The sequence below is a fragment of the Pseudohongiella sp. genome (assembly GCF_040877505.1).
GTDB lineage: Bacteria > Pseudomonadota > Gammaproteobacteria > Pseudomonadales > Pseudohongiellaceae > Pseudohongiella.
In genome coordinates, this window is the sequence record NZ_JBBDNQ010000006.1 from 113,368 (window position 1) to 127,752 (window position 14,385).

Here is a 14,385-nt window from a genome sequence, read left to right on the forward strand (position 1 = left end):
CTGAATGGGTCTTTACATCCGCGCTGAGGGCTCTCTGCATCCACGCTGAGGGCTCTGGCCCGGGTTACGTTGTCAGGTCGATGCTGATGCAGCCATGGAGCGGTCTGTTTTCAGCGGCCCCCAGGCCTGACAAAGTGGCATGATCTCCATGGCATTGATATTGACATGCGGGGGCACGCTGCACACCCAGTAAATGATATCCGCAATATCGTGTGCGGTCAGGGGCTGGGTGCCGTCATAGACAGTGTCGGCTTTGCTCTGATCCTGCTTGAAACGCACCAGTGAGAATTCGGTTTCCGCCAGCCCCGGCTCGATATTGCTGACCTTGATGTTTTTGCCCAGCAAATCCGCACGCAACTCGCGGCTGAACTGCTGCACAAAGGCCTTGGTCGCGCCATAAACATTGCCACCGGGGTAGGGCCAGTTACCAGCGGTAGAGCCGACATTGATAATGTGGCCACGATTCTGCGCCACCATGCCGGGCAGCAACAAACGGGTCATGCGTACCAGCGCTGTGATATTGGTATTGATCATGGTTTCCCAGTCCTGCATGTCGGCTTCGTGAGCGGATGACAGGCCCAGTGCGAGGCCGGCATTGTTAATCAGTATGTCCGGCGTTCGACACCAATCCGGCAATGTCTGCACTGCCTGCGTCAATGCGTCCGCATCAGTGAGATCGATTCCTACGGTATGCACACGGACATGGCCTGACAGTTCTGTCTGCAACCTGTCGAGGCGTTCAAGCCGGCGCGCCATTAAAACCAGATTGTCTCCGGAGGCCGCAAATTTTCGTGCACAGGCTTCGCCAAAGCCAGAAGACGCGCCGGTAATCAATACAGTTCGGGTCATTACTTTTCCTCGATTGGGCACTCCTGTTTTGCCTGGGTGCGATAGTGGTCTGTCAGTCAGGAACAGACTATCGGTCATGTGCCTGTGTTCTGCAAGCGCCGTAGACATCGCGTGGGTGGTCAGCAAAAAAGACCGGGGGCATTGTGTCCGCGCAGGATTCAATGCCCCCGGAAACCAGGCCAGCAGGAAGCAGTGCAGGCCCGGCCGCCTACCGTCCGTGACAGGCTTCAGGCGTCGTCCGTGCGCCCACTCTGTTTATAGATCACCCGTTCGATGTCTGCCAATTTTTTTCGGTCGGCGCTTGAAATCAAATTTTTTGCCCCTATAAAAGTTGACAGGGCAGGCGCTCATGAAGAGGCCGGCCCCTGATGCCCGATCCTGGTGATGGGCATGGCAAATTAACCGTAACAATTGTATTGCTTGATGAGGATATAACGATGAGAAATTTTGATTTTGCACCCCTGTACCGTTCCACAGTAGGTTTTGAACACCTGAGCCAGCTGCTGGATTCCATCGCCCAGCGCGACCAGAACCAGCCCAGTTATCCGCCCTACAATATCGAGCGGCTGGATAAGGATGAATACCGTATTACCATGGCTGTTGCCGGATTTAATCAGGATGAGCTGAGCATCCAGTCCGAACAACAGACACTCAAGGTGCGTGGCGACAAGGCTGAAGACAGCACTGAGCGCCAGTACCTGCACCAGGGCATTGCTGCACGCAATTTTGAACGTGTCTTCCAGCTTGCCGAGCATGTGAAAGTGGTCAACGCGAACCTGGAAAACGGCCTGTTGCATATCGAGCTGCGCAGGGAAGTGCCCGAGACCATGAAACCCAGGCAGATTCCGATCGGCCTGTCTGCCGACAAACTGATTGAAGGCCAGTAATGTCAGCGAGCTGACAACTCCGTGAAAGAAGGTTAATTCCAGGCAGCCTCCGGGCTGCCTTTTTTTGTCCGCAGCCAGCATTCATTACAACGGTGCGACAATACGTCGCAACCTTCTGCCTCCCTTTGCCTGATGCTATCCGTTAAACTGAAGACCCTTAAATCCCTGAGTGTCGGCGAGTTCCATGTTAAGTACAATTTTCAGAATATGCCTGATGAGCGCCCTGGCCGTGGTGATATCCGGTCACGCCGGACAGCTCAGCGCGAATAGCGCGGATATCGCGTGTCGCGAGGCCAGCGTGATCTCGGTTGATTGTGGTCAGACACCCAGTGCCGATTACGACAGTGACGGGCGGCTATGGGTGATTTTTGCTCATGAACAGCATGCCTACGTGGTTAGCTCTGGTGATGACGGTGTCACTTTTTCAGCGCCCGTCCGAGTGAATGACAGTCCGGAGAACATCGAAACCAACGGCGAGAACCGGCCCAAAATCGTGATTGACGATACGCAGGGCATGATCTACGTGTCCTGGACCATGAAAACCGGGGGGCAACATACCGGGGATATCCGTTTTTCCCGGTCCGCCGATGGTGGCCGGAACTTTGAGCCGGTGCAAACCATCAATGACGATGGTCTGCTGACCAGTCACCGGTTTGATAGCCTGTTTCTGGCCGCGTCTGGCGATCTGTACCTCACCTGGCTGGACAAGCGTGAACTCGAATATGCGGCCCAGCGCGGTGACAGCTACACGGGCAGCGGCGTGTTCTACACGGTTTCACAGGACCAGGGCAAGACCTTTGCCGCTAATCGCAAGGTCGCAGACCACAGCTGCGAATGCTGTCGCATCGCGGTAGCACCGTACGGTGATGATGGTATGGCTCTGATGTGGCGTCATGTGTTTGACGGCACCACCCGCGACCACGCGATTGCGGGTGTGGGGCCCGACGGGGTACGGTCGGTTTTCAGTCGGGCGACAGTGGATGACTGGCAGATCAATGCCTGCCCGCACCACGGGCCATCCATGGTGCTGGGCGCTACCGACAGTGACGAAGCAGCCTATCATATGACCTGGTTCAGTGCCGGTGATCGCCACAAGGGTATTTATTATGGCAGACATGGTCTGGGATCGGGTGACACCCGGCAGCTGCGCCAGATTGATGGCAGTGCGGGTGCCAGCCACCCGCAAATTGCCGAGTGGCAAGGCGTGCTGCATCTGGTCTGGAAACGCTTTGATGGCATTGAAACACGGTTGATGTGGATGTACTCGCGTGATGAGGGGGGCAACTGGAGCGAGCCCCGATCTTTGGCCAGTACGATGGGTGCATCCGACCATCCAATATTGGTGACAGGGCCGGATGGTTTGAGGCTGAGCTGGCATCGCCGCAATGAGGGTTATCAACTGCTGGCACTGCCTGAGCCGGGACTGGACATCAAGCCATTTACTGCCGTGAGTTTTGCGCAGATCAAGGCTGTGCGGGAAGGGCAGCCGTTTGTACTGGCGCTGTGGTCAGTGGATTGCCCGCCATGTATGGTCGAGCTGGATCTGCTCGGACGCATGCGTGAACAACATCCCGCGTTGCCACTGGTGCTGGTGTCCACCGATGCCATTGAGTTGCAGGCCGATGCCGAAGACTTTCTGAAGGACTACGGGCTTGCTGACATGACATCGTGGATGTTTGCCGATGACTACGCTGCGCCCTTGCGTTACAGCATTGATCCGCAATGGTTCGGGGAACTGCCGCGCAGCTACTATTTCGATGCTGATCATCAGTTCGAGGCACACAGCGGCATCATGACGGAAGCTCAGCTGCGCGCCTGGCTGGGCTTGTAACGGAATAGCCGGGTGCATTTGTCGACCGCCCTGATCCATAGGCCAGACATTGGATTATAAATGACTCTTTGACGAACGCTGCCTGTTTGTACTTTAATCAGTGCCTGATAAAAGTTTGAACAGGATAGTCATATGAAAGCTGTAGGATATACAGACGGACCGTTGCTCGATTTTGATACCGATAAGCCTGATCCGGGCCCCCGTGATCTGCTGGTTGCCGTTACTGCCATCGCCGTCAACCCCGTTGATACCAAGATTCGCGAACGTGTCAAACCGGAGGGTGGTAAGCCCAAGGTGCTGGGTTGGGATGCTGTGGGACGGGTCGTCGCCGCAGGCGCCGAGGTGACAAACTTCAAGGCCGGTGACCGGGTCTGGTACGCCGGGGACGTCAGCCGTAGCGGCTGCAACGCTGAATACCAGTGTGTTGATGAGCGTATTGCCGCGGCGGCACCTGAGTCTCTGAGTGATGCCGAGGCGGCAGCGCTGCCGTTGACCACAATCACTGCCTGGGAAATGCTGTTTGATCGCCTGCAGATTCCCGGCGGTGATGAAGGCGCCGATCGGGTATTGCTGATCGTCGGCGGCAGTGGCGGAGTGGGGTCCATGCTGGTGCAACTGGCGCGACAGTTGACCCGGGCGACAGTGATTGCCACCGCGTCGCGTCCGCAGAGCAAAGCCTGGGTAGAGCGTCTGGGCGCCCACCATGTGCTTGACCACTCCAAATCCTTGCACGCTCAACTGGCCAGCACTGGTCTGGCTGATATTACCGATGCTGCCTGTGTCAATCGCACTGGTGAGCACTATGCCGATATTGTGTCCATGATGCGCCCGCAAGGTCGTATTTGTCTGATAGATGACCCGGCGGAACCGCTGGATATCAAATTGATGAAGCAGAAAAGTCTGTCTCTGCATTGGGAATTCATGTTTACCCGTCCCTTGTTCTCCACATCGGACATGAGCGCCCAGCATACATTGTTGAGCGAGGTGGCCGGCCTGCTGGACAAGGGGGTACTGCAAACAACGCTGGGGGAACATTACGGCACGATCAATGCTGCCAATCTGGAGCGTGCGCATCATGCGATGAAGACCGAACATACCGTCGGCAAAGTTGTGCTCGAGGGTTTTAGCGCCTCATAGTTACCAACCTGCCATCCCTGTAAATTTAGCCGGAGCCATCATGTCCCGTTTGCCACCTGTATTGCAAAACCTGCCATTTCCTGTTGTGGGATCACCGCTTTTTATTATCAGTAACCCGAAACTTGTCATTGCCCAGTGCATTGCCGGTGTGGTCGGCTCCATGCCCGCCCTGAATGCCCGTCCGGCCGAGCAACTGGATGACTGGCTGGCGGAAATTACCGAGACCCTGGCCGCTTATAACAAAGCCAATCCGGATAAACCGGCGGCGCCGTTTGCCATCAATCAGATTGTGCATCGCAGCAATGACCGCCTGGATCACGATATGGCACTGTGTGAAAAGTACAAAGTGCCGATCATTATCACCAGCCTGGGTGCCCGTGAGGATGTCAACCGGGCAGTGCAGGCCTGGGGCGGTATTGTGCTGCATGACGTGATCAATAACGTGTTTGCCCACAAGGCCATTGAAAAGGGCGCAGACGGCCTGATCTGCGTCGCTGCGGGTGCCGGCGGTCATGCCAGTGTGAAAAGTCCGTTTGCCATGGTGCAGGAGATCCGTGAGTGGTTTGACGGACCGTTGTTGCTGGCCGGATCCATTGCGACCGGTAATGCCATTCTGGCCGCGCAGGCCATGGGCGCTGACCTGGCCTACATCGGTTCGCCGTTTATTGCCACCGATGAAGCGAGGGCAGTCGATGATTATAAAAAAATGATCGTGGAGAGCAATTCGGACGATATTGTCTACAGCAACTTCTACACCGGTATTCATGGTAATTATCTGAAAGGCAGTATCCGCAATGCCGGCATGGATCCCGATAACTTACCTGAATCCGACCCCAGCAAAATGAATTTTGGCGGTGGCGGTGAAAAGCGGGCCTGGCGTGATATCTGGGGCTGTGGTCAGGGCATTGGCGCCATCCGGGAAGTGGTGCCGACTGCGGTGCTGGTCGAGCGCCTGCAGCGCGAATACGCCGAAGCCAAAACTCGTTTGTGCCAGTAAATTCCCGGGTGGAGTAGGCAGATGACAGCGGCAGTGCGTTTTTTCTGGCTGTTTGTGGCGCTGATGTTGCCACTGAGCTTCTATTTATTGCTAAGCGCGACGCAGTGGTCTGTCTGGCCGCTGGCCCTGGTGCAACATCCCTGGCAATTGCTGCTGTTTCTGGTGGTCGTGGTATTCACTGCGACCGGCCTGTCCGATCTGTTCATTGCGGACAGCAATCTGCGCAAGAACTACCCGGTGTTTGCCAATATCCGCTTCCTGCTGGAAGGGATACGTCCGGAAATTCGTCAATATTTCATTGCGGATAACCTGGAGGAGGCACCGTTCAATCGTGAAACGCGCGATCTGATCTACCGGCGTGCAAAGCGGCTTGATGATACGCTGCCCTTTGGTACCGAACGGGATATTCTGGCGGAAGGTTATCTGTGTATTTTTCATTCCATCAATGCCCGGCACATCAACCCTGATCACGCCCGTGTGGTGATTGGCGGGCCTGCTTGCCGCCAGCCTTACAGTTCGGCGCTGCTGAATGTTTCGGGCATGAGTTTTGGTGCTTTAAGCAACAATGCCATCAGCGCACTCAACAAAGGGGCGAAGCTGGGTGGTTTTTCCCACAATACCGGTGAGGGCGGTATCAGTCCTTATCACACGGAACACGGCGGCGACCTGGTATGGCAGATTGGCACCGGTTATTTTGGTTGTCGCCACCCGGACGGACGTTTTAGTGACGAGGCATTTCGCCGCGTGGCAGCCAGTGAATCCGTCAGGATGATTGAGATCAAATTATCGCAGGGTGCCAAGCCCTCCCACGGCGGCGTGCTGCCGGGCGCCAAGGTAAGCGCTGAGATAGCAGCCATCAGGCTCGTTGAGATAGGTAAAACAGTTTACTCACCGGCCTCGCACCCGGAATTTGATACCCCGCGTGGGCTGCTTGAATTTGTGCAGCGTTTGCGTGATCTCAGTGATGGCAAACCAGTCGGATTCAAACTGTGTATCGGCAAAAAATCTGAATTCATGGCCATTGTCAAAGCCATGGTGGAAACCGGTATATTGCCTGACTTCATCAATATTGACGGCGCAGAGGGCGGAACAGGCGCTGCGCCCATGGAGTTTTCCAACAGGCTTGGTATGCCGGTGCTGGAAGCCACCTATTTTGTTGAGCAGGTATTGAAGGGCGCCGGCTTGCGGCAGGATATTAAACTGATCGCGGCGGGCAAGACCGCCAGTGGTTTCGATCTGCTGGCTAAAATTGCATTGGGGGCGGATGTTGTCAACTCCGGGCGGGCGATGATGCTGGCGCTTGGCTGTATTCAGTCCAAGACCTGCAACACCAACAAGTGCCCTACGGGTGTTGCTACCCAGGACCCTTCGCGGGCGAAAGCAGTCCATGTTGACTTGCGTGCGGTGCGGGTACGGAATTATCAGGCCGGCACCGTGGCGGCTTTTCTTGAACTGTGTGGTGCGCTAGGGTACGAGTATCCCGGCCAGTTAAAGCCATCCGACCTGCATCAACGCACGGACAAAGGGCTGCGTCATTTTGATCAGATATATACGCCACTGTCACATGAGCAATTACTCGTCGGCAGGGTTCCAGAAGCGTATGAAGAGGATTGGCACAAGGCGAGCGCCGACAGGTTCTGACAGCCAGCCTGGCTTTTTAGCGCAGGTATTCAGAGTACGTACATGACTATCCAGTCAGCAATCAAGGCAGGTTTGTCCTCGCCTTCAATTTCGATGCTGACGGAGTGCCGCATCAGCACTTCCTGTTCAGAACGTTCCTGTGCACTGATCAGGGTAAAGCGCCCGCGAATACGTTTGCCGATGCGAATCGGACTGAGGAAGCGTACACGATCCAGGCCATAGATGATGGACTGTTTGGTACCCAGTATTTTCAGTGAGCACTGTGTGGCAAAGGTAGGGACCAGTGCCATGGTGAGCATGCCGTGTGCGATGGTGCCATCGTAGCAGGTCTCACGCGCTGAACGTTCTTTATCAATATGGATAAACTGGAAGTCACCGGTGGCTTCGGCGAAGCGATTCACGCGTTTCTGGGTGACAGGGAACCATTTTGTAACGCCGACTTCTTTGCCGAGATAATGCTGGGCTGTTTCCAGGCTGACTCTCAACGGCAGAGATTTGTCATCCTGAGTCAGGCAGGTCGTTTTTACGTAATTGCGTAACTGTGATGCAGGCGTAATGGTTGCCGAATCATTCAGATAGTCGCGCAAATCCTGTAAAAAATCATGTTGTGGCATAGGGCTTTTTTTATTTTAGATTGGTGCTGAACAGTGCTTTCACGCCGTCATGCAATGACAAGATGAACGGATTATGGGGCAGATATCAGGTGACCGCAACAAGGAGGGAGGACTTTCGATAGAGCGAATGTTCGTGCTCAGAATCGGGCACTGCTGCGCACAAAAACTGTGCAATTTAACGTCAGATAAATGACATTGCCGGATGAGGTTGTGACCTCATCCGGCAATGAATGGCCAGGCGGAATTATCGGCCGAAAGTGTTTATGTAGCTGACTATATCTTTCATGGCGGCTTCGTCGCGAATGCCTTGTGCCATCATGCCCATCTGGGTGCCATAACGGTCCTGGGCATCATAACCACGATAGCCTTCTTTGAAATTGACCAACTGGTTCATCAGGTACCAGTCATTTTGTCCGGCAAGAGCAGGCGCATTCATGGCCTCGTTGCCTTCGCCCTGGGCACCGTGACAGGCTGCACAGGTTTGGTATAGTTGTCGGCCGCGCTCTGCGTCGCCGTCGGTAATAGTGATTTCAGCAGGCTCATATTCCCAGGTGCCTACCCAATCGATAATGTCGGTGATGCTGTCATCGCTCAGGATAGCTGCCATGGGCTGCATTTCCTGGCCCGGAATATCTTCAGGATGCGTGCCGCGGTGTCCGTCACGGAAAAGCTCAAGTTGTCGTTTGAGATACCAGGGCTCCATGCCGGCAAGGCGCGGTGCATCGATCCCCTGATTGCCCTGTCCGTCGGTGCCGTGACAGGTCAGACAGAATCGGTCACTGACTTCTACGCCGTCTACGGTTGCGGCCTGAGCGCTCAGGCTCAGCGCGGTCCCCAGCGCCAGACTAAACCAGAATCCTGCTTGTCGCTTGTTCATAGTGTTTTATCTCTCGTTGAATTAAAAAAGGGACGGGGCGAACCCCGTCCCTTTGATTTACAACCTTCTAACAATATATCAGAAGTTTACCTGCACACGTGAGTACACAAAACGGCCGTTCGGGCTGAAGGCGCCGCCAGTGATGTACTTGTTGCTGGTAGTGTTGCTGAAGTCAACCGGACGTACGCGCTCCGGCATGGTGTTGAACACGTTATCAGCACCGAGGATAAAGGTGTAGCGGTCGCCCCACATGTAGGCAACTTCTGCACCGAATATCGTTTTCGCGCCTACATCGTAGTCGCGGCTTGGATCGGCATTGCTTGGTACTGACAGGTATTCACCGTAGTAGTTCGCCTGCAGCGTAAAGCGCCAGTCAGCCACATTGTGGTTCGCGCGGAAGTTGATACGGTCAGACGGGATACCGTCTTCCAGATCAGCCACGTTAGCGCGGGTCAGCAGGCCAGGCGTGAAGTCTTTCAATTCCTGCTTGGTCCAGGCGTAAGACGCAGAGAAATCGGTAGTACCCATTTCCTGCCAGTCCATGGACCAGGAACCAACCACTTCAATACCTTCGTTGGTGGTGCTCATGTCGTTGGTGTAGTAGTTGAACGACACGATGCTACGTGCGCCAGAGATACCTGAGTCTTCCAGTTCCTGGGCAATTTCCGGCGTAATGTCGAAGGTTGCCGAGTTCAGGATGCGGTCGTCGATATCGATTTTGTAGTAATCGACAGACAGATCCAGGCCGCCGATTTCAGCGGTCCAGCCGATGCTGAAGTTGGTGGCGTCTTCCGGTCCCAGTTCCTCACCGCCGAAGCGCTGTGAAATCGGGTTGGTTGGTGGAATCTGACCCTGTGTGACCGGGATGGAATCCACAACACCGGTTGAGATGTTGGAGATGTTAGCCTGGCCTGGTGACGGCGCACGGAAACCGGTGCTCACGGTGCTACGCAGGTTCATGGTGTCAGTCAGGCGGAAACGGGCACTCAACTTGCCATTGGTGGTGTCACCAAAGGTGTTGTAGAAGTCCTCGTAACGCAGGGCTGCACCCAGCAACAGGCGCTCGGTGACGTCCACTTCGAGGTCAACATAGAAACCCCAGTTCTTGCGATCCCAGCTACCCTGCTGGTCCAGACCGAAGCCCTGGAAACCGTCAGAACCCACGCCGAAGCCCTGGTTTGCATAGGGTCCGATGCGGAATGAATCCGGATCTTCCGAGCGAACCTTGAAGATCTCACGGCGCCATTCGATACCGTATGCGACGTTCAGATCAGAGTACATGCCCACATCAAACCCTTTTACCAGGTCCAGGTTGACGTTGTTCTCGATGGTGGTATAGATACCGGGCTCAAAATAGGTCGGTGAGTCCGGGCCCATGGATGGGTTGGTGGTGCCGTCCAGGAAATAGGTCATTTCCGAGAAACCATTGCCTACGCTGAGGTCATAGCCGGTACCGTCGTCGAATTCGCCACGGATACCGGTGACGTTGGACATGTCGGTGTTGCTGCCACCAAACAGCGGCGTGTAACCGCCGGGGAACCACTCAGTGAACGAGAAGCAGTTGGGGTTGTTCATGCTGGCATCACGCGCAGCCAGTGAGCTGGTGACGCCTGTCTGCGGGTTGACGCCACGGGGAATCACCGGGCAATCCTGACCGTCGTTTGGTGTCAGATCAGCAAACAACTGGTTGGCACCGCTGGTAAATACGCCACCACGGTTTTCCGGGTTACGGAAGAAGAAACCGAGTTCAACGTCTTTTTCAGAGTAGCCGCTGAAGGAATACAGTTCCTGGTCGTTGCCCAGATCCAGACCCGCGTTGATGAAAAAGTTCATCATCTCAGTGTCTGGCAGGCCCTGGTGCTGTGCGTTGACACGCACGGCATTGTTACCGGCATCAATCAGTGCCTGGGCGTCGCCACGCTGAATGGAGCGGTCGCTGCGGCGCTGGTCAGTCTTGTCGAAGCTGATGCTGGCAAAACCGTTGTCGCCCAACCCGAAACCCACGTTACCGGCAAAATAGTTCAGCATGCCGTCGTCAGTTTCACTCAGGCGACCGTGTTTGGCTTCGAAGGTAGCACCTTCGCGGTTTTCTTTCAGGATGAAGTTGATCACACCGGCGATGGCGTCAGAACCGTACTGGGCTGATGCGCCGTCACGCAGAACTTCCACCTGGCGCAGAGCGATAGGGGGGATCTGGGCAACATCCGGGAAGTGCGTACCGTTACGGCCGTACTGGATGGCCGCAGAACGATGACGACGCTTGCCGTTAATCAGCACCAGCGTATCGTCAGCTGGCAGACCGCGCAGGGTAGCGGGGCGTACCAGAGAGTTGGAGTCGTTAATGTCCTGAACGTCAACGTTGAACGTCGGGATCAGGTTACGCAGCAGGTCGTTCATATCGGATGTACCCTGGTCCTGGAAATCCTGGGCCGAGAATACGTCGATGGGAGCAGCAGATTCGAGGGCTGTTCGTGGAGCACCCCGAGAACCGGTTACCACAACTTCTTCAAGTTCCGGTGCAGCTTCCTGAGCAAACGCTGACGGAGCGCCAACGGCAGTCAGGGAACCAAGCAACACCAGCGTGGAGGACAGTGTGCAGAGTTTTGGAGACTTGTTCATTTAATTTTCCTTCTTCTGTAGTAAGTGCGTCTTTTTCTTGAACCGAGTAAGAGCCTGCCGTTATTAATTTATTATTAGGTTACGCAATACGGCAATCCGATTATGGTGACATGAACGCGCGAAAGTCCTCCTAAAAACCTTCTCAATACCTCCTAAAACGCTCTCGGAGCCCGCTAACACGGGGGTTATGAGCAGGTCCGGATGCTTTGCTTTGACAAGTTGTCAACGTGCAGCCGCCAAAAACCGGATTTCCGTATATAAACACAGATTTAAAATAAAAAACATAAGGATATCGGTATTTTAAGTCGATTTTTGACCAGGGACCGATTTTAGTGGACGCGCGCCGCATTGAGAGTCGACGCCTGGGCCAGGCGCTGAGAGAGGAAGTGCTCATGCTCGTTCCAGTCCTGCTCAGTCCACAGGTTGTTCCTTATCATCATGCGGCCGTTGTCATAGGCGCTGCGGGACTGCCTGCTGAGGCCTACACCGGTAACCGGTTCCATGGCGATGACGCCTTCCATCAGGCGGCGTTGCCACTGGATACCGGCGCCCAGCGAGTCAAGCAGGGTGAGATACTCGGATGAAGAGAGCACCTCGTCGGGGAAGTACTTTTCAGCGGCATGGGTTACGTTGAAAAGGCGACGTAAGTGCACCGGCTGCAGGTTCTGCCAGTAGTGCACGCCACGTTCGATGTCGCCGACCATAAAGGCCAGCATGCCGTTATTGTAGTAAAAATCCGGGTCATCACGCAGGGCATTGTAATAACTGGGGCTGTCAGCCTGAATATCGCCGGCCAGAAAGCCCATGACGACTTCCGAGTAGTGCGTCAGTATCCCTTCCAGGTCAACCTCGCGTTGTTGATTCAGGTATATCTGCGCCTGTCTGAAATCACCGAGTGTCGCCAGATTGACTGCGACAGAGCCCAGAAAGGCAACGTGGTAGGGACGCTGCTGCAGCTGATTCTTGCGGGCCAGCACGGTCTCGGCGGGAGTCAGGATATTGGTGCGGTAACTCCATGCCTCGTCAGGTGAAATTTCAAAGGGGCCTGCCTCTGTGGCCTGTGCCAGGAATCGGGCTGCTTCGTCATACATGCGCGCACCGATTAACAGCAGCGCGTAGTGACTCAGGGCAAAATTTGGTGGATTGCCGGACAGAATCTGTTCGCGCAATTGCATTTCCTGCTGAACGTAGCTGGAGCCACGCAGACGTAGTTTGATGGCTTTAATGGAATCCAGGATATCGCTGTCCGGATTGATCTGCGAAATCTGTCTGTGGGTATCCAGCACCAACTGGTACATTGCCTCAATCTTGTCTGCGCCACTGTACACCGCCAGGTTGTTCGCAGCCGTGGCTACGCCGTGATAGGCATTCAGGAAAGTCGGATCAAGCTCAATGGCGGTCTGGTGGTGCTCAATGGCTCGCTCCCAGTCCGCCGGATTGAACTGGTTGTTATAGAACTCTCCGCGCAAAAAACTCTCATACGCGAGCGCATTGGTGGTTCCCCAATCGTGCATCTGGGTTCGTTCACCTTCATTGAGGTAGACCCGCAGGGCACTGGTGACGTTGGAGACAATCTGATCCTGCACCGCGAAGATATCGTTCATCGGCATATCGAACTGGTCCGAATATTCACGCAGGCCATCGCTGGCGCGCACCAGTTGTACAATGACGCGCAGTTGGCCGTCCGATGTCATGACACTGCCCTGCAGCACATGATCCGCCTGCTGCAGGTAACTGTCTGCGTAGCGGCTACTGGTCTCATGAAGCTCGGCATTGCGGGCGGGGGACAATACCTGCAGGTGCCTGAGTTTGGACAGGCCGTGAATCAGGGATTCACGCAGTCCTTCCGCGAGGATCTGATTCTCGTTGCTGAAATCCCGGGAGGCAAATGGCAGAACCGCCAGCTTTACCACACCATCTGCTTCGGATGTTGTTTCCGTGCTGCGCATGAACAACGGTGCGCTGATGACAATGGCGCTGAGCACGGCGGCGACCGCGAGCTTTCGCAACAGGTTGAGTCTGCGCCCCCGAAGGCCGGTATGCCCCGGCGTTTGCTGCTGCTCCGCAGTATTTTCTGTTGCCGTTGAGTCAGGGTTGGCTGATTTGATCTGATCGTGCTCATCGGTGTGCGCACTGGTCTCCGGCAATGGGTTCGATTCTGCCGAAATCCGGGCTATGAGGCAGTAGCCACGTTTGGGTATGGTTTTGATATAACTTGGATTGTGAGCATTGTCCTGTAGTGCACTGCGCAACTCGGCAATGGCTTTGTGGACAGCGTGATCGGTGGCGATTGGTGAACGCCAGATGGTTTCCAGGAATTCACCGGGGCTGACGACGCCGCCAGCGCGTTCAATCAGCAGTCTGAGTACATCCATGCTGCGTGGCGTAATTTTGGTTTCTTCACCGTTTTTTTCGACCGTGCAGGCACCCGGTGAGACCCGCCAGTCACCGATTCTAAGAACTTGATACTCTTGCGTTATTGATGTCGTTTGTTCAGCCATGGGCATGTTTTCTTTTTGTATCAGTATGCAAACAAATACTACGTCAAAGGTCAAGATTTAACGTCAACGATTTGACTTCTGTTTAACCTGGCTCAACTGCATCAGAAAAGTGTTATTCTGACCTTATCAAGAAGCGCCATCAGCCCATATGTCAAGTTTGGTTCATTTTATGCTTGGTCTTGACTGGTTTGCTGGTTCTGGTTTGCAGATGCAATTTAGAGGCCAGCGGGAATCCCCCTCTGCATCAGCAGCGGCCGTGGATGGCATTGGAAAAAATGCATTATTTTGGTGCCGGGCATACCGATGCGCACCGAATCAGGGCCTGGCTTGAGTTGCAGGGTTAAATTAAAGTAGGTTTTGGGAATCTTTCGGGCAGGACTTTGTTTCCCTGTCCGGGCGATAATGCCAGAGTAGAAGCAGTCCGGGGATGCA

Annotated in this window: 10 protein-coding genes; 5 read left to right on the top strand and 5 right to left on the bottom strand. The window is 54.9% G+C overall.

Translation table 11 applies throughout. From position 1 onward, the window contains the following. Nucleotides 1-72: 72 nt before the first annotated feature. A complete protein-coding gene (locus WD071_RS00695; protein ID WP_368046357.1) occupies nt 73-849 on the bottom strand; it encodes an SDR family NAD(P)-dependent oxidoreductase in 777 nt (258 codons plus the stop codon). Nucleotides 850-1,286: 437 nt separating this feature from the next. On the opposite strand from WD071_RS00695, the gene WD071_RS00700 reads away from it, so the two are divergent. The 5 genes from WD071_RS00700 (at nt 1,287) to WD071_RS00720 (ending at nt 7,342) form a co-directional block, all read left to right on the top strand. Continuing rightward, a complete protein-coding gene (locus tag WD071_RS00700) occupies nt 1,287-1,736 on the top strand; it encodes an Hsp20 family protein (RefSeq protein WP_368046358.1) in 450 nt (149 codons plus the stop codon). Between the two features lie 184 nt (nt 1,737-1,920). Continuing rightward, the gene (locus WD071_RS00705) at nt 1,921-3,567 is read left to right on the top strand and encodes a hypothetical protein (RefSeq protein ID WP_368046359.1); all 1,647 of its coding nucleotides are present in this window, start codon (nt 1,921-1,923) and stop codon (nt 3,565-3,567) included. Between the two features lie 132 nt (nt 3,568-3,699). Then, on the top strand, nt 3,700-4,704 hold the full coding sequence (locus WD071_RS00710) for a zinc-binding alcohol dehydrogenase family protein (RefSeq protein WP_368046360.1): 1,005 nt from the start codon (nt 3,700-3,702) through the stop codon (nt 4,702-4,704). 40 nt (nt 4,705-4,744) lie between these two features. After that, nucleotides 4,745-5,701, top strand: a complete 957-nt coding sequence (locus WD071_RS00715) for an NAD(P)H-dependent flavin oxidoreductase (RefSeq protein WP_368046361.1) — start codon at nt 4,745-4,747, stop codon at nt 5,699-5,701. Nucleotides 5,702-5,722: 21 nt separating this feature from the next. Next, nucleotides 5,723-7,342 carry an FMN-binding glutamate synthase family protein gene (locus WD071_RS00720; RefSeq protein WP_368046362.1) on the top strand — a complete coding sequence of 540 codons (1,620 nt, stop codon included), beginning with the start codon at nt 5,723-5,725 and terminating at the stop codon, nt 7,340-7,342. A gap of 29 nt (nt 7,343-7,371) precedes the next feature. On the opposite strand, the gene WD071_RS00725 is transcribed toward WD071_RS00720, so the two are convergent. The 4 genes from WD071_RS00725 to WD071_RS00740 all read right to left on the bottom strand — a co-directional run bounded on the left by WD071_RS00725 (nt 7,372) and on the right by WD071_RS00740 (nt 13,953). Then, nucleotides 7,372-7,956 (bottom strand): MaoC family dehydratase, encoded by a 585-nt coding sequence (locus WD071_RS00725; RefSeq protein ID WP_368046363.1) that lies wholly within the window; start codon nt 7,954-7,956, stop codon nt 7,372-7,374. A 244-nt stretch (nt 7,957-8,200) separates the two neighbouring features. Beyond that, nucleotides 8,201-8,833: a cytochrome c gene (locus tag WD071_RS00730; RefSeq protein WP_368046364.1), complete on the bottom strand. Its 633-nt coding sequence runs from the start codon at nt 8,831-8,833 to the stop codon at nt 8,201-8,203. Between the two features lie 78 nt (nt 8,834-8,911). After that, nucleotides 8,912-11,452 carry a TonB-dependent receptor plug domain-containing protein gene (locus WD071_RS00735; protein ID WP_368046365.1) on the bottom strand — a complete coding sequence of 847 codons (2,541 nt, stop codon included), beginning with the start codon at nt 11,450-11,452 and terminating at the stop codon, nt 8,912-8,914. Between the two features lie 329 nt (nt 11,453-11,781). Next, nucleotides 11,782-13,953 (bottom strand): winged helix-turn-helix domain-containing tetratricopeptide repeat protein, encoded by a 2,172-nt coding sequence (locus tag WD071_RS00740; RefSeq protein WP_368046366.1) that lies wholly within the window; start codon nt 13,951-13,953, stop codon nt 11,782-11,784. Between the last annotated feature and the right edge of the window lie 432 nt (nt 13,954-14,385).